Source organism: Pantoea vagans (assembly GCF_004792415.1).
In the GTDB taxonomy this organism is placed as follows: Bacteria; Pseudomonadota; Gammaproteobacteria; order Enterobacterales; family Enterobacteriaceae; genus Pantoea; species Pantoea vagans.
In genome coordinates this window covers 466,614-484,583 of sequence record NZ_CP038853.1, presented here as the reverse complement: position 1 = coordinate 484,583, position 17,970 = coordinate 466,614, and the positions used below count along the sequence as shown (strand labels likewise).

Sequence of the window (17,970 nt, the reverse complement as noted above, 5' to 3'; positions counted from 1 at the left end):
CCCTATGACTAAATCTATCAACCTGCGAAGCCTTTCCGCTCAACTTATTGAGCGTGTGGTCGACAAAGGCGAATCCCTGAATACCGCACTGCCGGCCGCCCAGAAAAAACTCTCTGACAAAGATAGCGCGTTAGTGCAGGAAATCTGTTTTGGCGTATTGCGCACATTGCCGCAGCTGGAAGCGCTGATCGGCAAACTGATGGAGCGTCCACTGACCGGCAAACAGCGGGTTCTGCACTATCTGATCATGGTCGGGCTTTATCAGCTGGAATATACCCGCGTGCCTGCCCATGCCGCACTGGCAGAAACCGTCGCGGGCGCTGAAGTTCTGAAGCGTACCAGCCTGAAAGGGTTGTTAAATGGTGTATTACGCCAGTTTCAGCGCCAGCGGGAAGAGCTGCTCGCCAGCATTCAGGATGGCCCACAGCGTTATCTGCATCCGGGATGGCTGCTAAAGCGATTGCAGCATGCCTGGCCGAAACAGTGGCAGCAGATTGTGGAAGCCAATAATCAGCGTCCGCCGATGTGGCTGCGGGTTAACCGCCAGCACCACAATCGTGACGCATGGCTGGCCATGCTGGTTGAAAGCGACAGAAATGCACAACCCGCTGACGACGTACCGGATGCGCTGAGGCTTGACGCGCCTGCCCCGGTCAGCCAGCTACCCGGCTTTGATCAGGGTTGGGTGACCGTGCAGGATTTATCCGCTCAGCGCTGTGCTTTGCTGCTTGAACCGCAAAATGGCGAACAGATTCTGGATTTATGCGCGGCGCCTGGCGGTAAAACGACCCACATCCTTGAAATTGCGCCGGAAGCAGAAGTGATGGCCGTCGACGTAGATGCGCAGCGCCTTAAACGTGTTGAGGAAAATCTGCAACGACTAGGCATGAAAGCACACGTTAAACAGGGTGATGGACGAACGCCGCAACAGTGGTGCGGTGATCGTCAGTTTGACCGTATTCTGCTGGATGCGCCCTGCTCTGCGACCGGTGTAATCCGACGCCATCCTGATATTAAATGGCTGCGTCGCGATCGCGATATCGCCGAGCTGGCAAAGCTTCAGAGTGAAATTCTTGACGCCATCTGGCCGCACCTGAAACCAGGCGGTACGCTGATTTATGCCACCTGCTCTATCCTGCCTGAAGAGAATCATCAGCAGATTGAGGCTTTCCTGCAACGCCAGCACGATGCTCAGGCAGAATCCCTCAGGGGTGCACCGGCGAACGGCTTGCAGGTATTCCCGCAGGCCGAAGGCGGAGATGGTTTCTTCTACGCTAAGCTGATAAAGAAATCGGGTACAAACTGAGATGAGTATTGATAAGCGATGAAAATAATCATTCTGGGCGCAGGACAGGTTGGCGGAACTCTGGCAGAAAATCTGGTGGGTGAAAACAACGACATTACGGTGGTCGATACTGACTCTTCGCGCCTGCGTCATCTGCAGGATAAGTTTGATTTGCGCGTTGTTCAGGGCCATGGTTCTCATCCGCGAATTCTGCGTGAGGCGGGTGCGGAAGATGCCGACATGCTGGTTGCCGTAACCAACTCGGATGAAACCAACATGATCGCCTGCCAGATTGCTTATTCGCTTTTCAATACGCCGAATCGCATCGCCCGTATCCGCGCGGCCGACTATCTGCGTGATGCAGACAAGTTGTTTATACCTGAAGCGGTGCCTATCGATCATCTGATCTCACCTGAGCAGCTGGTAATCGACAATATCTACCGGCTGATTCAGTATCCTGGTGCATTGCAGGTGGTTAACTTTGCTGAGGGAAAAGTCAGTCTGGCAGTGGTAAAAGCCTATTATGGCGGGCCGCTGGTAGGAAATCCGCTCTCGATCATGCGTGAGCACATGCCACACATTGATACGCGCGTAGCCGCTATATTCCGGCAGGATCGTCCTATTCGTCCGCAGGGTTCAACCATCGTAGAAGCAGGTGATGAAGTGTTCTTCATCGCTGCCAGCCAGAATATTCGTGCGGTGATGAGTGAAATGCAGCGGCTCGAGAAACCTTATAAACGGATTATGCTGGTCGGTGGCGGCAACATCGGTTTCGGTCTGGCGCAGCGGCTTGAGAAGCACTACAGCGTTAAGCTGATTGAACGGAATCCCCAGCGCGCAGCGGAACTCGCAGAACATCTGCATGACACCGTGGTGTTTTATGGCGATGCGTCCGATCAGGAGCTGCTCGCTGAAGAACACGTTGAGCAGGTCGATCTGTTTATCGCCGTCACCAACGATGATGAAGCCAACATCATGTCAGCCATGCTGGCGAAAAAGATGGGTGCGAAAAAAGTGATGGTACTGATTCAGCGCCGCGCTTACGTCGATCTGGTCCAGGGCAGCGTCATCGATATCGCTATTTCCCCTCAGCAAGCCACGATCTCGGCTCTGCTGGGTCATGTGCGCAAAGCGGATATCGTGGGCGTTTCATCGTTACGACGCGGTATAGCTGAGGCGATCGAAGCGATAGCGCATGGTGACGAGTCGACGTCACGCGTTGTGGGGCGTTCGATTGATGACATCAAATTGCCGCCAGGGACCATTATTGGCGCAGTCGTTCGTGGTGATGATGTGATGATTGCCAATGATAACCTGCGTATTGAACAAGGCGATCATGTCATCATGTTCCTGACCGACAAGAAATTCGTGTCAGATGTGGAGCGCCTCTTCCAGCCGAGTCCATTTTTCCTGTAAATGCCGCTTTTACAGGCTAACTCAGCATGCTGCATGCAAAACTGCCGCTTAATTGGCTGTGTTGATGGCAAAAACAGTGAGGTTTGTTAGACTTTATGGCGTTGGCTTGGGCAAGGAGATAAGTATGAGTTTAATCAAAGAGTTTCGTGATTTCGCAATGCGCGGCAACGTAATGGATTTAGCCGTAGGTGTCATCATTGGTGCAGCATTCGGTAAAATCGTTTCATCATTAGTCGCTAATATCATCATGCCACCATTAGGCTTGCTGATCGGCGGAGTCGATTTCAAATCATTCGCATGGGTTCTTAAGCCCGCAACAGGCGATGCGCCAGCTGTTGTTATGCAGTACGGTATCTTCCTTCAGACCATCTTTGATTTCGTCATTATCGCTTTCGCGATCTTTATGGCGATTAAGTTGATGAATCGTCTGTATAAGAAAAAGGAAGTTGAGAAGCCGGTTGCTAAACCGTCAAATGAAGAAGTCTTACTGACCGAAATCCGCGATCTGCTGAAACAGCAGAACACCCGGGTATAGTGAATAAGCCGCCTCCAGGGCGGTTTTTTTTACTGTAAAAGCAGAAGGGCAGTGATAAGACGCTTTCTTATCACTGCCCTCCCATCCAGTCCCCTTGCCATGTTTCTCTTTCCGCTTAAAACTGCCCTTACCCTTTTGCTTCTGCTCGATACGTTGTCGAAATAACGGGTCGTGCAGCAAAGCCTGAATCGCGTTATCGCGAATTTGCCCTTTAGTATGCTGATATTTACTCATAACGCCTCCTGTTGAGATGGTCAGATACTCTATTCCTTTGCAGCAAAATAACAAGATGCTTATTTACTCAGCGCCTCTCCCCGCTCCAGTGCCTCAAGAATTGAGCACGAAATGCTACTGTGACTGTCACCACAACACGCATCCGAGAGGTGTCGCAAAGAGCGCTGCATCGTTTCCAATTCTGCGATCATCTGAGCCACTTCACTTAATCGCTTTTCAACGATCGCTTTCGATTCCTGACAGGTATGATGCGCAGGATCGACCCGGATAGAAAGTAGCTCTCTGATGGCTTCAAGGCTAAACCCAAGTTTCCGACCGTAGCGGATAAATTTCAGACGCTGAAGATCGGCCTCGGTATAAAGGCGAAATCCTCCTTCCGTACGACCGTCATGATCCATCATCTGCTGTTTTTCATAAAAACGGATGGTATCTGGCGTGACGTCAGCAAGCTTAGCTAACTGTCCGATGCGAAACATCTACTCCTCCTCACTGAAGTGATTCTGAAGAGCTGTCGAATAATCGCCATGCAGAAAATCCGTGCTCATACCCGCCTGGCGTAATCGAAGCGCCAGCAACTGAAGCCGATGACAATGATCCTGATAGCGATGATCCTCGGGATCGAGCTGGCGAATAAGATCGTTCACTTCCATCGCCTCCCGTCTTAACTCCAGCTCCGGCGGCAGAAAGCCCGCGTTTTTCAGTAGCCGGTAGCCCGCTCTTAATTCAGGAGGAACATAGCTGTCATCATCCAGCTGTAATGGCTTTCCAGAGCCCGGAAGATTGCTAAGCTCACCCTTTTCCAGCGCTGCCTTAATATGCTGTTCCGCAAGTTCATCAACCAGCCACATAATCGGCTCCTTTGAACATGAAAGACATCTTTCTAAGGTAGTAAATTTCAGGCAATAAAAAACCCGCCGAAGCGGGTTTTTTACGTTGCTACAGATTACTCTGCGGCTGCTTCTGCTTGAGCTTCTGGACGATCAACCAGCTCGATGTAAGCCATCGGAGCGTTGTCACCAGCACGGAAGCCACACTTCAGAATACGAGTGTAACCACCGGCACGGCTCGCGAAACGCGGGCCCAGCTCATTAAACAGTTTTGCCACGATCTCGTTATCACGAGTACGGGCGAATGCCAGACGACGATTAGCTACGCTGTCGGTCTTGGCAAGAGTAATCAGCGGCTCAACTACGCGACGCAGTTCTTTGGCTTTCGGCAGAGTCGTTTTGATGATCTCATGACGAACCAGAGAACCGGCCATGTTGCGGAACATAGCCTGACGATGGCTGCTGTTGCGGTTCAGTTGACGACCACTCTTACGATGGCGCATGACCTTATCCTTCTCAGTGAAACCTTAACCTGTGATCTGATTATTCATCAGCAATGCTTGCTGGCGGCCAGTTCTCGAGGCGCATGCCCAGAGAAAGACCACGCGAAGCCAGCACATCTTTAATCTCAGTAAGAGATTTTTTACCAAGGTTAGGCGTTTTAAGCAGCTCAACCTCGGTACGCTGTACCAGATCACCGATGTAGTGGATAGCTTCTGCCTTAAGGCAGTTAGCAGAGCGGACAGTCAATTCCAGATCGTCAACAGGGCGCAGCAGGATCGGATCGAATTCTGGTTTCTCTTCTTTAACTTCCGGCTGACGTACATCACGTAAGTCAACGAAAGCTTCAAGTTGTTCTGCCAGAATGGTTGCCGCACGACGAATCGCCTCTTCAGGATCGATTGTGCCGTTGGTTTCCATTTCGATGACCAGCTTGTCCAGGTCGGTGCGCTGCTCTACACGCGCTGCTTCAACATTGTAGGCGATACGGTCTACAGGGCTGTAGCAAGCGTCAACTAGCAGGCGGCCGATTGGGCGCTCATCTTCTTCCGAATGAATTCGGGCAGAAGCCGGCACATAGCCACGTCCACGCTGAACTTTGATACGCATGCTGATAGCAGCGTTCTCATCGGTCAGATGGCAAATGACATGCTGAGGCTTGACGATTTCGACATCACCATCATGGGTAATGTCGGCTGCAGTCACAGGGCCAATGCCAGATTTATTCAGGGTCAGAATAACTTCATCTTTACCCTGAACTCTTACCGCCAGCCCTTTCAGGTTGAGCAGGATTTCCAGGATATCTTCCTGTACGCCCTCTTTGGTGCTGTACTCATGAAGTACACCATCAATTTCAACCTCGGTCACCGCGCAACCCGGCATGGATGAAAGCAGAATACGGCGCAGTGCGTTACCAAGAGTATGGCCAAAGCCACGCTCTAAAGGCTCAAGGGTCACCTTGGCGTGCGTCGAACTCACTTGCTCGATATCTACCAGGCGCGGTTTTAGAAACTCTGTCACAGAACCCTGCATTGTGTCCTCTCTTTGGTACTAAGCCTTACTTGGAGTAAAGCTCGACGATCAGGTGTTCGTTAATGTCCGCAGACAGATCAGTACGTTCAGGAATACGCTTGAACACACCTTCCATCTTAGTCGCATCAACTTCCAGCCAGGTTGGCTTTTCACGCTGCTCAGCCAGCTCCAGAGCGGCCTTCACGCGAGATTGCTTTTTGGCTTTCTCACGGATGCTAACGACATCATTCGGAGATACCTGATAAGAAGCGATGTTAACAACGCGGCCATTTACCAGAACAGACTTATGGCTCACCAGCTGACGTGCTTCTGCACGAGTGGCACCAAAGCCCATACGATAAACTACGTTGTCCAGACGACCTTCCAGCAGAGCCAACAGGTTTTCACCGGTGTTGCCTTTCAGACGAGCTGCTTCTTTGTAATAGTTACGGAACTGACGCTCCAGCACGCCGTAGATACGACGAACTTTCTGCTTTTCACGTAACTGACCGCCGTAATCAGACAGACGCGGTTTACGCGCACCATGCTGACCAGGGGCTTGTTCAATCTTACACTTGGAATCAATCGCGCGAACGCCAGACTTAAGGAATAAGTCAGTGCCCTCACGACGGCTCAGCTTGAGCTTAGGACCCAAATATCTTGCCATTTTCTTTCTCCAACTATCCTAAAAAAACGGGCGTTATACGCGACGTTTTTTCGGCGGACGACAACCGTTATGAGGGATCGGAGTCACATCAGTAATATTAGTGATGCGGAAACCAGCGGCGTTCAAAGCACGAATCGTAGATTCGCGACCTGGACCCGGACCCTTTACCATAACTTCCAGGTTCTTAATTCCGTAATCTTTTACCGCTTCTGCACAGCGCTCTGCAGCGACCTGAGCAGCAAACGGAGTGGATTTACGTGAACCGCGGAAACCGGAACCACCGGCGGTTGCCCAACCCAGTGCGTTACCCTGACGATCAGTAATGGTAACGATGGTGTTGTTAAAAGAAGCATGGACATGAGCCACGCCATCTGAGACTTGTTTTCTTACACGCTTGCGTGCACGAACTGGTGCCTTTGCCATTATTTACTCACCCCGATTATTTCTTGATCGGTTTACGCGGACCCTTACGGGTACGTGCGTTGGTCTTAGTACGCTGACCGCGAACCGGAAGACCACGACGATGGCGCAAACCACGGTAGCAACCAAGGTCCATAAGACGCTTGATGCTCAGGGTGATTTCACGGCGCAGATCACCTTCTACAACGAATTTCGCAACTGCATCACGCAGCTGATCAATTTGTTCTTCAGACAGCTCACTGATCTTAACATTTTCAGCAATACCCGTTGAAGCGCAGATGGCTTTTGAACGGGTTTTACCGATACCGAAGATCGAAGTTAATGCGATAACGGTATGTTTTTGATCAGGAATGTTAATGCCTGCTATACGGGCCACTATGCACTCCTATAATTAAACAAGCACGTCCCATGCTGAAAAGCCCGTTTTCAGGATACTCAAATGGAAACGTACTGACATACAAAAGATTGGCTGGCTAATCTAGCCAGCTCAACCCGACTTTGCAAGAAAAATATGTGACAAAATCAGCCTTGGCGCTGTTTATGCTTTGGCTCGGCGCTGCAGATCACACGTACGACACCGTCGCGACGAATGATTTTGCAGTTACGACATAATCTCTTGACGGAAGCACGAACTTTCATTTTTACTCTCCGTAACTTCTCAACCAACTGAATTAACGGCCGTAGCCTTTCAGGTTAGCTTTCTTCAGTGCCGACTCATACTGACTGGACATCATCAGAGTTTGCACTTGAGCCATAAAGTCCATGATGACGACAACTACGATGAGCAGTGAAGTACCGCCAAAGTAGAAGGGAACCTTCATCGCATCACGCATGAACTCCGGGATAAGGCAGATAAAAGTAATATACAGCGCGCCGATTAAGGTCAGTCGCGTCATTACTTTATCAATATACTTCGCCGTTTGCTCTCCCGGACGAATTCCCGGTACGAATGCACCAGACTTCTTCAGGTTATCTGCTGTTTCACGTGGGTTGAAAACCAACGCCGTATAGAAGAAACAGAAGAAGATGATTGCAGTCGCATAGAGTAGCACATAAAGCGGCTGTCCTGGCTGCAAATACAGCGAAATTGTTGTCAGCCAGTTCCAACCGGTACCGCCCCCAAACCACGATGCAATCGTTGCCGGGAACAGAATAATGCTGGAAGCAAAGATGGCTGGAATAACACCCGCCATATTCACTTTCAACGGTAAATGTGTGCTCTGTGCAGCGTAAACGCGACGACCCTGCTGACGTTTTGCGTAGTTCACCACAATGCGGCGCTGACCACGTTCAACGAAGATAACAAAGAAGGTCACTGCGAATACGAGTACTGCAACCAACAGCAACAGAAGGAAGTGCAGGTCGCCTTGCCGCGCTTGCTCGATGGTATGGCCAATGGCCGGCGGAAGACCCGCAACAATACCTGCGAAGATAATGATCGAAATACCGTTACCGATACCACGCTCAGTAATCTGTTCGCCCAGCCACATCAGGAACATCGTTCCTGAGACCAGACTCACAACAGCGGTAAAGTAGAAAGCAAAGCCTGGATTCATGACCAGGCCTTGCATCCCTGGCATATTCGGCAGACCGGTAGCAATACCGATCGACTGAAATATGGCCAATACCAACGTACCGTATCGGGTGTACTGGCTAATCTTACGACGGCCAGCCTCCCCTTCTTTCTTAATTTCCGCTAACGCTGGATGAACCACCGTTAATAACTGGATGATAATCGATGCCGAAATATACGGCATGATACCCAGTGCGAAAATAGAAGCACGGCTGAGAGCACCACCAGAGAACATGTTAAACATTTCAATGATGGTGCCACGCTGTTGCTCAAGCAGTTTGGCAAGTACAGTGGCATCAATACCAGGGATTGGAATAAAAGAGCCAATACGGAAGACAATGAGTGCGCCGATTACAAACAGCAGTCTGCGTTTCAGCTCACCAAAGCCGCCTTTGGCACTTTGAAAATCTAATCCCGGTTGTTTAGCCATCTGCTACTTATTCCTCGATTTTACCGCCAGCAGCTTCGATTGCAGCACGAGCACCTTTGGTGACACGCAGGCCGCGAACCGTTACCGGTGTAGATACTTCACCAGACAGAATTACTTTAACGAATTCAATCTGAACACCGACAATGTTGGCTGCTTTCAGCGCGTTCAGGTCGACGATACCGCCTTCAACTTTCGCCAGATCAGACAGACGAATCTCTGTGGTGATCATTGCTTTGCGAGAGGTGAAACCGAACTTCGGCAGACGACGGTACAGAGGCATCTGACCACCTTCGAAACCGCGACGTACGCCACCGCCAGAACGTGAGTTCTGACCTTTGTGACCACGACCACCGGTTTTTCCGAGGCCAGAACCGATACCACGACCCAGACGCTTGGTAGCGTGCTTAGACCCTTCGGCCGGAGACAGAGTATTTAAACGCATCTCTTACTCCTCCACTTTAACCATATAGGAAACCGCGTTAACCATACCGCGTACTGCAGGCGTGTCTTCACGCTCAACGGTGTGGCCAATACGACGCAGACCCAGGCCAACCAGAGTGGCTTTATGCTTAGGCAAGCGGCCGATTGAACTACGGGTTTGAGTGATTTTAATAGTCTTAGCCATCGTGATTACCCCAGAATTTCTTCAACGGATTTACCACGCTTAGCAGCGACCATTTCCGGAGATTTCATATTGCCCAGGCCGTCGATAGTTGCACGAACCACGTTAATCGGGTTAGTAGAACCATAGGCTTTTGCCAGTACGTTATGAACTCCAGCGACTTCCAGAACGGCGCGCATTGCACCACCGGCGATGATACCGGTACCTTCTGAAGCCGGCTGCATGAACACGCGGGAACCCGTGTGTGCACCTTTAACAGGGTGCTGCAGGGTGCCGTTGGTCAGCGCGACGTTAACCATGTTGCGACGGGCTTTCTCCATCGCTTTCTGGATCGCTGCTGGAACTTCACGCGCTTTACCGTAACCAAAACCTACGCGACCATTACCGTCACCTACCACAGTCAGTGCTGTGAAGGAGAAGATACGACCACCTTTAACAGTTTTAGAAACACGGTTTACCGCGATCAGTTTTTCCTGCAGTTCGCCAGCTTGTTTCTCGATGTGTGCCATCTTAGACCTCTACCTTAGAACTGAAGGCCAGCTTCACGGGCAGCATCTGCCAGTGCCTGGACGCGACCATGATATTGGAAACCGGAACGGTCGAAAGAAACACCAGTGATGCCTTTTTCGATTGCGCGTTCTGCGATAGCTTTACCTACTGCAGCTGCGGCTTCTTTATTACCGGTATACTTCAGTTGTTCAGTGATAGCTTTTTCTACAGTAGAAGCAGCGACCAGAACTTCGGAACCGTTCGGGGCGATTACCTGTGCGTAAATATGACGCGGGGTACGATGTACCACCAGGCGAGTAGCACCCAGCTCTTTGAGCTTGCGACGTGCACGGGTCGCACGACGGATACGAGCAGATTTCTTATCCATAGTGTTACCTTACTTCTTCTTAGCCTCTTTGGTACGCACGACTTCGTCGGCGTAACGGACACCCTTGCCTTTATAAGGCTCAGGACGACGGTAGGCGCGCAGGTCCGCAGCAACCTGACCAATCAGCTGTTTATCAGCGCCTTTCAGCACGATCTCAGTCTGAGTTGGACATTCTGCAGTGATACCCGCGGGCAGCTGGTGATCGACTGGATGAGAAAAGCCCAGAGACAGGTTTACCACGTCGCCTTTAACGGCTGCACGATAACCTACACCAACCAGCTGCAGCTTCTTAGTGAAGCCTTCGGTAACACCGATAACCATTGCGTTCAGCAGCGCGCGAGAAGTACCCGCCTGCGCCCAGCCGTCAACGAAACCTTCGCGCGGAGCGAAAGTCAGAGCGTTGTCAGCATGCTTAACTTCAACAGCATCATTGATAGTACGAGTCAGCTCGCCGTTTTTACCTTTAATCGAAATTACCTGACCGTCGAGTTTTACCTCTACGCCGGCAGGAACAACGACAGGTGCTTTAGCAACACGAGACATATGTATCCTCCGATTACGCTACGTAGCAGATAATTTCGCCACCAAGACCTGCCTGGCGCGCTGCACGATCAGTCATGACACCTTTAGATGTAGAAACTACAGCGATGCCCATACCAGCCATTACCTTTGGCAGCTCATCTTTTTTCTTATAGATGCGCAGGCCGGGACGGCTTACTCGCTGAATGCTTTCTACAACAGCTTTGCCCTGGAAATACTTGAGAGTAAGTTCCAGTTCCAGCTTGATGTCGCCTTCGATTTTGAAATCTTCAATATATCCTTCTTCCTTCAGAACGTTGGCAATTGCCAATTTCAGCTTGGAGGAAGGCATGGTGACCGCAACTTTGTTCGCGGCCTGACCGTTACGGATACGGGTCAGCATATCCGCGATCGGATCTTGCATGCTCATCTGTGTTACTCCCGTGATTCAATTGGTGACAATTACCAGCTAGCCTTTTTCAGACCCGGAATTTCACCGCGCATGGCGGCTTCGCGGACCTTGATACGGCTCAACCCAAACTTCCGCAGGAAACCGTGCGGACGACCTGTTTGACGGCAGCGGTTACGCTGACGTGAAGGGCTGGAATCACGCGGCAGACTCTGCAGCTTCAGAACAGCATCCCAACGGTCTTCGTCGGAAGCGTTCACATCAGAGATGATCGCTTTCAGTTCAGCGCGTTTAGCGAAGAATTTGTCTGCTAATTTTGCACGCTTAACTTCGCGCGCTTTCATAGATTGCTTAGCCATTAAGTAACCCTACCTTACTTACGGAACGGGAAGTCAAAGGCAGCCAGCAGAGCACGGCCTTCATCATCAGATTTCGCAGTAGTGGTAATGGTGATATCCAAACCACGAACGCGATCGACTTTGTCGTAGTCGATTTCTGGGAAGATGATCTGCTCACGTACACCCATGCTGTAGTTGCCACGACCATCGAATGACTTAGCGGACAAGCCACGGAAGTCACGGATACGTGGAACTGCAATGGTGACCAGACGCTCAAAGAACTCCCACATGCGCTCGCCACGCAGAGTTACTTTACAGCCGATCGGATAGCCCTGACGGATTTTGAAGCCTGCAACTGATTTGCGTGCTTTGGTGACCAGCGGTTTTTGACCGGAGATTGCTGCCAGGTCAGCTGCTGCGTTATCCAGCAGTTTCTTGTCAGCGATCGCTTCACCAACACCCATGTTCAGGGTGATCTTCTCGACCCGAGGGACTTGCATGACAGAATTGTAGCCAAACTCTGTCATGAGTTTCTGGACTACTTCGTCTTTGTAGTAATCATGCAGTTTCGCCATCGTACTACTCCAAATTACTTGATAGTTTCGCTGTTAGACTTGAAGAAACGGACTTTTTTGCCGTCTTCGAATCTAAAGCCTACACGGTCAGCCTTACCAGTTGCCGCGTTGAACAGTGCAACGTTAGAAACCTGAATAGCAGCTTCTTTTTCAACGATGCCACCTGGTTGGTTCAGGGCCGGAACCGGCTTCTGATGTTTTTTAACCAGGTTGATACCTTCAACGATGACCTTACCAGAAGACAGGACATTCTTAACTTTACCGCGCTTACCTTTATCTTTACCGGTTAACACGATAACTTCGTCGTTACGACGGATTTTAGCTGCCATTGTTCGCTCCTTAGAGTACTTCTGGTGCCAGAGAGATAATTTTCATGAACTTTTCAGTACGAAGTTCACGAGTTACCGGCCCAAAAATACGCGTACCGATAGGCTGCTCACTGTTATTGTTCAGAATAACGCATGCATTACCATCGAAGCGAATGACAGAACCGTCCGGGCGACGAACACCCTTCCTGGTGCGCACCACTACCGCCTTCAGGACATCACCTTTTTTGACTTTACCACGAGGAATTGCTTCCTTGATGGTAACTTTGATGATGTCACCGACGCCTGCGTAGCGACGGTGCGAGCCACCCAGAACCTTGATACACATTACGCGACGTGCACCGGAGTTGTCGGCGACGTTCAGCATAGTCTGTTCTTGGATCATTTTAGTGCTCCGCTAATGTCAACTACTACTTCGGGACCTAAACCTCAGGTCGTTAGAAAGCCCCATAATTGAGGGCGCGGCATTGTAACACCGGTTCTCACAGATGGGTAGAAAAAATAAACGGCTCTCAATCGAGCCGCTGATTTTCCCTGATGACAGGGAGGGCGTATTCTAGGGAATAGTGCGAACAGTAGCAAATGTAATCTGCCTTATTTTTCGTCGCCTCCCTAATAAAGTGCCCTTCTGACTCAACTAACCAGTTTTCTGGCCAGTTGGTTATGCTGATGCAGCACGGCTGGCAGTTCAATTCCGGCCAGTTGTCCGTCACGCACCCTGACTTTTCCGTTGATGATGCTGTAAGCGACCTGCCCCGGATTACAGAACACCAGGGCGGCGACAGGATCGTGCCCTGCCCCGGCAAGACCAATGCGATTCAGGTCAAAGATCGCCAGGTCAGCCATCATGCCCGGTGCAATGGCGCCCACGTCGTCGCGATTCAGCACTTTTGCTCCACCCAGCGTCGCCAGCTCCAGAGCCTGACGTGCCGTCATCGCATCCGGGCCGAAACCCACGCGTTGCAACAGCATCGCCTGACGTACCTCTGCCATCATGTCTGAGCTGTCATTGGAGGCTGACCCATCCACGCCCATACCGACATGGACACCGGCATCACACATGTGGCGTATTGGTGCAATACCCGAACCGAGACGCATGTTTGAACAGGGACAGTGTGCGACGCCGGTTCCGGTGCGGGCAAAGAGCTCCATACCATGCTGATCCAGTTTAACGCAGTGTGCATGCCAGACATCCGGCCCTACCCAGCCAAGGTCCTCAACGTACTGCGCTGGCGTCATGTTGAATTTCTCGCGGCTATAGCGGATATCGCTGTCGTTCTCCGCCAGATGCGTATGCATCGAGACTTTGAAGCTGCGTGCCAGTGCAGCGGACTGCTTCATCAGCTCACGACTGACCGAGAACGGTGAACATGGTGCCACCACGATGCGTAACATCGAGCCGTGGCTGTCATCGTGATAGCGCTCAATCACACGCTGCGTGTCCCTGAGGATGGCGGCTTCATTCTCAACCAGCGAATCAGGCGGCAGGCCACCCAGTGATTTACCGACGCTCATGCTGCCCCGGCTGGCATGGAAACGCATGCCCATTAACGCTGCAGCCTCAATGCTGTCGTCAAGCTTACAGCCGTTAGGGTAGACATAGAGATGGTCACTGGTGGTGGTGCAACCGGAGAGCATTAACTCGGCCATCGAAATCTGCGTTGAGATATGAATCATCTCAGGTGTCAGATTCTGCCATAGTGGGTAGAGGTGGGTAAGCCAGTTGAACAGTTCGCCGTTTTGTACCGCAGGAATAGCCCGGGTCAGACTCTGATACATGTGATGATGCGTATTGATCAGGCCAGGTATAACGATGTGTCCCCGCAGATCGATAATCTCATCTGCGCTACCGGGTAACGAGCCTGCTTCCCCGACCGCAACGATCTGATTTCCTTTAATCAGAATACTGGCGTTCCGTATTTCCCGCCGGTCGGCATCCATGCAGACCACGCATTCAGCATTCTTCAGTAACAGAGTTCGTTCCATGCTATTGCCTGTGGGTTGTGATTGTGTGCTACCCGATAATAGCGGCAAGCTTTTGGCAGAGCTAATCGCAGGTAACGCAGCTAACAGTGGCAGCTTTATCAGTGACCGGCGTAAGCGGTCAGGACTCTCCATTTTCACAGCACATTTCCTTGTACAGTTATGATAACCCGGACCTTTATGGCCCGCAGCTTTCAGGCCTCATTGCCTGAACCGTCTCAGCTTAGACCTGACAATCTGCTAAATTTTTGAGCGCCATCAAATCTGCTCTGTCACAGGCACAAATGGATCAACCCCCGATTACAGGCAAAAAAAAACCCCCTGCCGAAGCAGAGGGTTTCCTCAGAGAATACAATTCTTATTACAGAACCGCTTTCTCGATTACGCGAACCAGGGTCCAGGATTTAGTCTTGGACAGTGGACGGCATTCGCGAATTTCTACCACGTCACCAATTCCACATTCATTGTTCTCGTCATGGATGTGCAGCTTGGTCGTACGTTTGATGAATTTGCCGTAGATCGGGTGTTTCACAAAACGTTCGATAGCAACAACTGCAGATTTCTGCATTTTGTCACTTACTACACGACCCTGCAGAGTACGGATTTTATCGGTCATTACGAACCCGCCTTCTCAGTCAGTAAAGTCTTAACGCGTGCAACATCACGGCGAACCTGTTTCAGCAGATGAGTCTGCTGCAGTTGGCCAGATGCTGCCTGCATGCGCAGGTTAAATTGCTCACGCAGCAGATTAAGCAGCTCAGTGTTCAGCTCTTCAACGCTTTTTTCACGCAGCTCAGTTGCTTTCATTACATCACCGTCTTAGTTACAAAGGTGGTTTTGATAGGCAGTTTTGCTGCTGCCAGCTTGAATGCTTCACGGGCCAGCTCTTCTGGTACGCCGTCCATTTCATACAGGACTTTACCAGGCTGGATCAGGGCAACCCAATACTCTACGTTACCCTTACCTTTACCCATACGCACTTCCAGCGGCTTCTCGGTGATCGGTTTGTCCGGGAATACTCGGATCCAGATCTTACCTTGACGCTTAACTGCACGGGTCATAGCACGACGTGCTGCTTCGATCTGACGAGCAGTCAGACGACCACGGCCAACAGCTTTCAGACCGAAAGTACCGAAGCTGACATCCGTACCCGCAGCCAGACCGCGGTTACGGCCTTTGTGCACCTTACGGAATTTCGTACGCTTTGGTTGTAACATCAGCGACTCTCCTTACTTACGGCCTTTACGCTGCTGCTTTTTAGGTTGAGCAGCCGGTTCCGGTTGTTCAACAGCAGCCATACCACCCAGGATCTCACCTTTGAAGATCCATACCTTAACGCCGATTACACCATAAGTGGTGTGCGCTTCAGAGGTGTTGTAGTCAATGTCAGCACGCAGTGTGTGCAATGGCACGCGACCTTCACGATACCATTCGGTACGTGCGATCTCAGCGCCACCCAGACGGCCGCTAACTTCAACTTTAATACCCTTCGCGCCAAGACGCATGGCGTTCTGAACTGCACGCTTCATAGCACGACGGAACATCACACGACGCTCCAGCTGTGAAGTGATGCTGTCAGCTACCAGTTTCGCGTCCAGTTCCGGCTTGCGGACTTCGGCGATATTAATCTGTGCAGGAACGCCAGCGATTTTCGCGACGACCGTGCGCAGTTTTTCTACATCTTCGCCTTTCTTACCGATCACGATGCCCGGACGAGCGGTGTGAATAGTCACACGGATGCTCTTCGCTGGACGCTCGATAACGATACGAGAGACAGATGCTTTAGCCAGTTCTTTAGTCAGGAACTGACGTACTTTAAAATCGCTGTCCAGGTTGTCAGCGAATTCGTTGGTGTTCGCAAACCAGGTAGAGTTCCATGGTTTTACAATACCCAGGCGAATACCATTAGGATGTACTTTCTGACCCATTGCTAGTCTCCAGAGTCTCAGCGATCGGACACAACCACAGTAATGTGGCTGGTGCGCTTCAGGATGCGATCTGCACGACCTTTGGCACGCGGCATAATGCGTTTCATGGTCGGACCTTCATCAACGAAAATTTTCGTGATTTTCAGATCGTCGATATCAGCGCCATCGTTGTGTTCGGCGTTAGCAATGGCAGATTCCAGAACTTTTTTGACCAGTACAGCCGCTTTCTTATTGGTGTAGGTCAAAATGTCCAGTGCCTGCGACACTTTCTTACCGCGAATCAGGTCAGCAACAAGGCGAACCTTCTGAGCAGAAGAACGAGCGTGGCGATGTTGAGCTAAAGTTTCCATCTCTTCCTCCTACTTATTTCTTCTTGGCTTTTTTATCAGCCGCGTGACCGCGATAAGTACGTGTCGGCGCGAATTCACCCAGTTTGTGACCAACCATTTCGTCGGAAACAAAAACAGGAACGTGCTGACGACCATTATGGACAGCGATGGTCAAACCGATCATGTTAGGAAAGATCGTTGAACGACGGGACCAAGTGCGCAAAGGCTTCTTGTCACCGCTTTCCACCGCTTTCTCTACCTTCTTCAGCAAGTGCAGGTCAATAAAAGGACCTTTCTTGAGAGAACGTGGCATGGCTTATCCTCTAATATTATTTGCTACGGCGACGTACGATAAATTTATCAGTACGCTTGTTGCTACGGGTCTTCTTACCTTTGGTCTGAACGCCCCACGGAGTTACCGGGTGCTTACCAAAGTTACGACCTTCACCACCACCGTGCGGGTGATCAACTGGGTTCATCGCGGTACCACGAACGGTCGGACGAACACCACGCCAACGGGCTGCACCAGCTTTACCCAGAACGCGCAGCATATGCTCAGCGTTGCCGACTTCGCCCAGTGTTGCGCGGCAGTCAGACTCGACTTTACGCATTTCACCTGAACGCAGACGCAGGGTAACGTAAGAACCTTCACGCGCAACGATCTGCACGTAAGCACCAGCTGAGCGAGCAATCTGACCGCCTTTGCCTGGTTTCATTTCTACGTTATGCACGGTTGAACCCACCGGGATGTTACGCATCGGCAGAGTGTTACCTGCTTTGATCGCAGCATCAACGCCAGATTGGATCTGGTCGCCGGCTTTCAGGCCTTTAGGGGCCAGGATGTAACGGCGCTCGCCGTCTTTGTACAGAACCAGTGCGATGTTCGCAGAGCGGTTCGGATCGTACTCAAGACGTTCAACGGTTGCCGGGATACCATCTTTGTTGCGTTTGAAGTCAACAATACGGTAAGCCTGCTTGTGACCACCACCGATATGACGGGTAGTGATACGACCATTGTTGTTACGGCCACCGGATTTGCTGTTTTTTTCTACCAGCGGGGCAAATGGTTTGCCCTTGTGCAGCTCCGCGTTTACCACTTTAACTACATGGCGACGACCCGGAGATGTCGGTTTACATTTAACAACTGCCATTGTCTTTCTCCTCC

The 17,970-nt window shown here is 51.0% G+C and carries 31 protein-coding genes; 3 read left to right on the top strand and 28 right to left on the bottom strand.

All coding sequences use genetic code 11. The annotated features are described in order from the left end of the window. The first annotated feature begins 4 nt into the window (after positions 1 to 4). The 3 genes from rsmB to mscL all read left to right on the top strand — a co-directional run bounded on the left by rsmB (position 5) and on the right by mscL (position 3,236). Positions 5 to 1,306, top strand: a complete 1,302-nt coding sequence (gene rsmB / locus EGO56_RS02385) for a 16S rRNA (cytosine(967)-C(5))-methyltransferase RsmB (RefSeq protein WP_135907603.1) — start codon at positions 5 to 7, stop codon at positions 1,304 to 1,306. Between the two features lie 18 nt (positions 1,307 to 1,324). Continuing rightward, positions 1,325 to 2,701, top strand: coding sequence for a Trk system potassium transporter TrkA (gene trkA, locus EGO56_RS02380; RefSeq protein ID WP_013359233.1), 1,377 nt, complete (start codon positions 1,325 to 1,327; stop codon positions 2,699 to 2,701). A 124-nt stretch (positions 2,702 to 2,825) separates the two neighbouring features. Beyond that, positions 2,826 to 3,236 carry a large-conductance mechanosensitive channel protein MscL gene (gene mscL / locus EGO56_RS02375; RefSeq protein ID WP_033734108.1) on the top strand — a complete coding sequence of 137 codons (411 nt, stop codon included), beginning with the start codon at positions 2,826 to 2,828 and terminating at the stop codon, positions 3,234 to 3,236. Here mscL and EGO56_RS02370 read toward each other — a convergent pair. The 28 genes from EGO56_RS02370 to rplB form a co-directional block, all read right to left on the bottom strand. Next, entirely contained in the window at positions 3,186 to 3,470 is a 285-nt protein-coding gene (locus tag EGO56_RS02370) for an alternative ribosome-rescue factor A (RefSeq protein WP_135907602.1), read from the bottom strand. The genes mscL and EGO56_RS02370 overlap by 51 nt on opposite strands. Before the next feature lie 59 nt (positions 3,471 to 3,529). Beyond that, positions 3,530 to 3,946, bottom strand: a complete 417-nt coding sequence (gene zntR, locus EGO56_RS02365; protein WP_013359235.1) for a Zn(2+)-responsive transcriptional regulator — start codon at positions 3,944 to 3,946, stop codon at positions 3,530 to 3,532. Continuing rightward, positions 3,947 to 4,318 carry a DnaJ family domain-containing protein gene (locus EGO56_RS02360; RefSeq protein WP_135907601.1) on the bottom strand — a complete coding sequence of 124 codons (372 nt, stop codon included), beginning with the start codon at positions 4,316 to 4,318 and terminating at the stop codon, positions 3,947 to 3,949. It lies immediately after the preceding gene. A gap of 95 nt (positions 4,319 to 4,413) precedes the next feature. Then, positions 4,414 to 4,800, bottom strand: a complete 387-nt coding sequence (gene rplQ, locus EGO56_RS02355; RefSeq protein ID WP_003850180.1) for a 50S ribosomal protein L17 — start codon at positions 4,798 to 4,800, stop codon at positions 4,414 to 4,416. Positions 4,801 to 4,840: 40 nt separating this feature from the next. Next, entirely contained in the window at positions 4,841 to 5,830 is a 990-nt protein-coding gene (locus EGO56_RS02350; protein ID WP_003850179.1) for a DNA-directed RNA polymerase subunit alpha, read from the bottom strand. 25 nt (positions 5,831 to 5,855) lie between these two features. Continuing rightward, a complete protein-coding gene (gene rpsD, locus EGO56_RS02345; RefSeq protein ID WP_008927131.1) occupies positions 5,856 to 6,476 on the bottom strand; it encodes a 30S ribosomal protein S4 in 621 nt (206 codons plus the stop codon). Positions 6,477 to 6,509: 33 nt separating this feature from the next. Next, positions 6,510 to 6,899 (bottom strand): 30S ribosomal protein S11, encoded by a 390-nt coding sequence (gene rpsK, locus EGO56_RS02340; protein ID WP_004160563.1) that lies wholly within the window; start codon positions 6,897 to 6,899, stop codon positions 6,510 to 6,512. A 16-nt stretch (positions 6,900 to 6,915) separates the two neighbouring features. Then, a complete protein-coding gene (rpsM, locus tag EGO56_RS02335) occupies positions 6,916 to 7,272 on the bottom strand; it encodes a 30S ribosomal protein S13 (RefSeq protein WP_003850176.1) in 357 nt (118 codons plus the stop codon). Positions 7,273 to 7,418: 146 nt separating this feature from the next. Continuing rightward, a complete protein-coding gene (gene rpmJ / locus EGO56_RS02330) occupies positions 7,419 to 7,535 on the bottom strand; it encodes a 50S ribosomal protein L36 (protein ID WP_010252805.1) in 117 nt (38 codons plus the stop codon). Between the two features lie 32 nt (positions 7,536 to 7,567). Beyond that, positions 7,568 to 8,899 (bottom strand): preprotein translocase subunit SecY, encoded by a 1,332-nt coding sequence (gene secY / locus EGO56_RS02325; RefSeq protein WP_003850175.1) that lies wholly within the window; start codon positions 8,897 to 8,899, stop codon positions 7,568 to 7,570. Positions 8,900 to 8,906: 7 nt separating this feature from the next. Next, positions 8,907 to 9,341 carry a 50S ribosomal protein L15 gene (gene rplO / locus EGO56_RS02320; RefSeq protein WP_003850168.1) on the bottom strand — a complete coding sequence of 145 codons (435 nt, stop codon included), beginning with the start codon at positions 9,339 to 9,341 and terminating at the stop codon, positions 8,907 to 8,909. Between the two features lie 3 nt (positions 9,342 to 9,344). After that, on the bottom strand, positions 9,345 to 9,524 hold the full coding sequence (rpmD, locus tag EGO56_RS02315; protein ID WP_003850166.1) for a 50S ribosomal protein L30: 180 nt from the start codon (positions 9,522 to 9,524) through the stop codon (positions 9,345 to 9,347). Positions 9,525 to 9,529: 5 nt separating this feature from the next. Beyond that, a complete protein-coding gene (rpsE, locus tag EGO56_RS02310) occupies positions 9,530 to 10,030 on the bottom strand; it encodes a 30S ribosomal protein S5 (protein WP_003850164.1) in 501 nt (166 codons plus the stop codon). A gap of 14 nt (positions 10,031 to 10,044) precedes the next feature. After that, positions 10,045 to 10,398, bottom strand: a complete 354-nt coding sequence (rplR, locus tag EGO56_RS02305) for a 50S ribosomal protein L18 (RefSeq protein ID WP_003850163.1) — start codon at positions 10,396 to 10,398, stop codon at positions 10,045 to 10,047. A gap of 9 nt (positions 10,399 to 10,407) precedes the next feature. Continuing rightward, positions 10,408 to 10,941: a 50S ribosomal protein L6 gene (gene rplF / locus EGO56_RS02300; protein ID WP_013359237.1), complete on the bottom strand. Its 534-nt coding sequence runs from the start codon at positions 10,939 to 10,941 to the stop codon at positions 10,408 to 10,410. 13 nt (positions 10,942 to 10,954) lie between these two features. After that, positions 10,955 to 11,347 carry a 30S ribosomal protein S8 gene (rpsH, locus tag EGO56_RS02295; protein ID WP_003850158.1) on the bottom strand — a complete coding sequence of 131 codons (393 nt, stop codon included), beginning with the start codon at positions 11,345 to 11,347 and terminating at the stop codon, positions 10,955 to 10,957. A 32-nt stretch (positions 11,348 to 11,379) separates the two neighbouring features. After that, positions 11,380 to 11,685, bottom strand: coding sequence for a 30S ribosomal protein S14 (gene rpsN / locus EGO56_RS02290; RefSeq protein ID WP_008927132.1), 306 nt, complete (start codon positions 11,683 to 11,685; stop codon positions 11,380 to 11,382). Between the two features lie 14 nt (positions 11,686 to 11,699). Further along, complete coding sequence (rplE, locus tag EGO56_RS02285) at positions 11,700 to 12,239, bottom strand: 50S ribosomal protein L5 (protein WP_003850155.1); 540 nt, start codon at positions 12,237 to 12,239, stop codon at positions 11,700 to 11,702. A gap of 14 nt (positions 12,240 to 12,253) precedes the next feature. Continuing rightward, positions 12,254 to 12,568 (bottom strand): 50S ribosomal protein L24, encoded by a 315-nt coding sequence (rplX, locus tag EGO56_RS02280; protein WP_003850150.1) that lies wholly within the window; start codon positions 12,566 to 12,568, stop codon positions 12,254 to 12,256. 10 nt (positions 12,569 to 12,578) lie between these two features. Next, positions 12,579 to 12,950 (bottom strand): 50S ribosomal protein L14, encoded by a 372-nt coding sequence (gene rplN / locus EGO56_RS02275; protein ID WP_006120590.1) that lies wholly within the window; start codon positions 12,948 to 12,950, stop codon positions 12,579 to 12,581. A gap of 248 nt (positions 12,951 to 13,198) precedes the next feature. Further along, positions 13,199 to 14,551 carry an 8-oxoguanine deaminase gene (locus tag EGO56_RS02270; protein WP_135907600.1) on the bottom strand — a complete coding sequence of 451 codons (1,353 nt, stop codon included), beginning with the start codon at positions 14,549 to 14,551 and terminating at the stop codon, positions 13,199 to 13,201. Between the two features lie 358 nt (positions 14,552 to 14,909). Continuing rightward, positions 14,910 to 15,164, bottom strand: a complete 255-nt coding sequence (gene rpsQ, locus EGO56_RS02265; protein WP_003850147.1) for a 30S ribosomal protein S17 — start codon at positions 15,162 to 15,164, stop codon at positions 14,910 to 14,912. Continuing rightward, complete coding sequence (gene rpmC, locus EGO56_RS02260; protein ID WP_003850146.1) at positions 15,164 to 15,355, bottom strand: 50S ribosomal protein L29; 192 nt, start codon at positions 15,353 to 15,355, stop codon at positions 15,164 to 15,166. The genes rpsQ and rpmC overlap by 1 nt, the downstream gene beginning before the upstream one ends. After that, positions 15,355 to 15,765, bottom strand: coding sequence for a 50S ribosomal protein L16 (gene rplP, locus EGO56_RS02255; protein WP_008927134.1), 411 nt, complete (start codon positions 15,763 to 15,765; stop codon positions 15,355 to 15,357). The genes rpmC and rplP overlap by 1 nt, the downstream gene beginning before the upstream one ends. A 12-nt stretch (positions 15,766 to 15,777) precedes the next feature. After that, a complete protein-coding gene (gene rpsC / locus EGO56_RS02250; RefSeq protein WP_008927135.1) occupies positions 15,778 to 16,476 on the bottom strand; it encodes a 30S ribosomal protein S3 in 699 nt (232 codons plus the stop codon). Between the two features lie 17 nt (positions 16,477 to 16,493). Further along, positions 16,494 to 16,826, bottom strand: a complete 333-nt coding sequence (gene rplV / locus EGO56_RS02245) for a 50S ribosomal protein L22 (RefSeq protein WP_008927136.1) — start codon at positions 16,824 to 16,826, stop codon at positions 16,494 to 16,496. Between the two features lie 13 nt (positions 16,827 to 16,839). Continuing rightward, positions 16,840 to 17,118, bottom strand: coding sequence for a 30S ribosomal protein S19 (gene rpsS / locus EGO56_RS02240; protein WP_001138115.1), 279 nt, complete (start codon positions 17,116 to 17,118; stop codon positions 16,840 to 16,842). A gap of 16 nt (positions 17,119 to 17,134) precedes the next feature. After that, positions 17,135 to 17,956: a 50S ribosomal protein L2 gene (gene rplB / locus EGO56_RS02235; protein ID WP_013359239.1), complete on the bottom strand. Its 822-nt coding sequence runs from the start codon at positions 17,954 to 17,956 to the stop codon at positions 17,135 to 17,137. Positions 17,957 to 17,970: the final 14 nt, after the last annotated feature.

Excerpts from the sequence above, each read along its gene's own strand:
- rpsS (WP_001138115.1), bottom strand. The coding sequence starts at position 17,118 with ATGCCACGTTCTCTCAAGAAAGGTCCTTTTATTGACCTGCACTTGCTG.
- rpsK (WP_004160563.1), bottom strand. The coding sequence starts at position 6,899 with ATGGCAAAGGCACCAGTTCGTGCACGCAAGCGTGTAAGAAAACAAGTC.
- rpsD (WP_008927131.1), bottom strand. The coding sequence starts at position 6,476 with ATGGCAAGATATTTGGGTCCTAAGCTCAAGCTGAGCCGTCGTGAGGGC.
- rplE (WP_003850155.1), bottom strand. The coding sequence starts at position 12,239 with ATGGCGAAACTGCATGATTACTACAAAGACGAAGTAGTCCAGAAACTC.
- rsmB (WP_135907603.1), top strand. The coding sequence starts at position 5 with ATGACTAAATCTATCAACCTGCGAAGCCTTTCCGCTCAACTTATTGAG.
- rpsE (WP_003850164.1), bottom strand. The coding sequence starts at position 10,030 with ATGGCACACATCGAGAAACAAGCTGGCGAACTGCAGGAAAAACTGATC.
- rpmC (WP_003850146.1), bottom strand. The coding sequence starts at position 15,355 with ATGAAAGCAACTGAGCTGCGTGAAAAAAGCGTTGAAGAGCTGAACACT.
- rplQ (WP_003850180.1), bottom strand. The coding sequence starts at position 4,800 with ATGCGCCATCGTAAGAGTGGTCGTCAACTGAACCGCAACAGCAGCCAT.
- EGO56_RS02350 (WP_003850179.1), bottom strand. The coding sequence starts at position 5,830 with ATGCAGGGTTCTGTGACAGAGTTTCTAAAACCGCGCCTGGTAGATATC.
- EGO56_RS02360 (WP_135907601.1), bottom strand. The coding sequence starts at position 4,318 with ATGTGGCTGGTTGATGAACTTGCGGAACAGCATATTAAGGCAGCGCTG.
- rplX (WP_003850150.1), bottom strand. The coding sequence starts at position 12,568 with ATGGCAGCTAAAATCCGTCGTAACGACGAAGTTATCGTGTTAACCGGT.
- rplV (WP_008927136.1), bottom strand. The coding sequence starts at position 16,826 with ATGGAAACTTTAGCTCAACATCGCCACGCTCGTTCTTCTGCTCAGAAG.
- EGO56_RS02370 (WP_135907602.1), bottom strand. The coding sequence starts at position 3,470 with ATGAGTAAATATCAGCATACTAAAGGGCAAATTCGCGATAACGCGATT.
- rpsC (WP_008927135.1), bottom strand. The coding sequence starts at position 16,476 with ATGGGTCAGAAAGTACATCCTAATGGTATTCGCCTGGGTATTGTAAAA.
- rpsN (WP_008927132.1), bottom strand. The coding sequence starts at position 11,685 with ATGGCTAAGCAATCTATGAAAGCGCGCGAAGTTAAGCGTGCAAAATTA.
- rpsH (WP_003850158.1), bottom strand. The coding sequence starts at position 11,347 with ATGAGCATGCAAGATCCGATCGCGGATATGCTGACCCGTATCCGTAAC.
- rplP (WP_008927134.1), bottom strand. The coding sequence starts at position 15,765 with ATGTTACAACCAAAGCGTACGAAATTCCGTAAGGTGCACAAAGGCCGT.
- rplO (WP_003850168.1), bottom strand. The coding sequence starts at position 9,341 with ATGCGTTTAAATACTCTGTCTCCGGCCGAAGGGTCTAAGCACGCTACC.
- EGO56_RS02270 (WP_135907600.1), bottom strand. The coding sequence starts at position 14,551 with ATGGAACGAACTCTGTTACTGAAGAATGCTGAATGCGTGGTCTGCATG.
- rpmJ (WP_010252805.1), bottom strand. The coding sequence starts at position 7,535 with ATGAAAGTTCGTGCTTCCGTCAAGAGATTATGTCGTAACTGCAAAATC.
- rplR (WP_003850163.1), bottom strand. The coding sequence starts at position 10,398 with ATGGATAAGAAATCTGCTCGTATCCGTCGTGCGACCCGTGCACGTCGC.
- secY (WP_003850175.1), bottom strand. The coding sequence starts at position 8,899 with ATGGCTAAACAACCGGGATTAGATTTTCAAAGTGCCAAAGGCGGCTTT.
- zntR (WP_013359235.1), bottom strand. The coding sequence starts at position 3,946 with ATGTTTCGCATCGGACAGTTAGCTAAGCTTGCTGACGTCACGCCAGAT.
- rplF (WP_013359237.1), bottom strand. The coding sequence starts at position 10,941 with ATGTCTCGTGTTGCTAAAGCACCTGTCGTTGTTCCTGCCGGCGTAGAG.
- rplN (WP_006120590.1), bottom strand. The coding sequence starts at position 12,950 with ATGATCCAAGAACAGACTATGCTGAACGTCGCCGACAACTCCGGTGCA.
- rplB (WP_013359239.1), bottom strand. The coding sequence starts at position 17,956 with ATGGCAGTTGTTAAATGTAAACCGACATCTCCGGGTCGTCGCCATGTA.
- rpmD (WP_003850166.1), bottom strand. The coding sequence starts at position 9,524 with ATGGCTAAGACTATTAAAATCACTCAAACCCGTAGTTCAATCGGCCGC.
- trkA (WP_013359233.1), top strand. The coding sequence starts at position 1,325 with ATGAAAATAATCATTCTGGGCGCAGGACAGGTTGGCGGAACTCTGGCA.
- rpsQ (WP_003850147.1), bottom strand. The coding sequence starts at position 15,164 with ATGACCGATAAAATCCGTACTCTGCAGGGTCGTGTAGTAAGTGACAAA.
- mscL (WP_033734108.1), top strand. The coding sequence starts at position 2,826 with ATGAGTTTAATCAAAGAGTTTCGTGATTTCGCAATGCGCGGCAACGTA.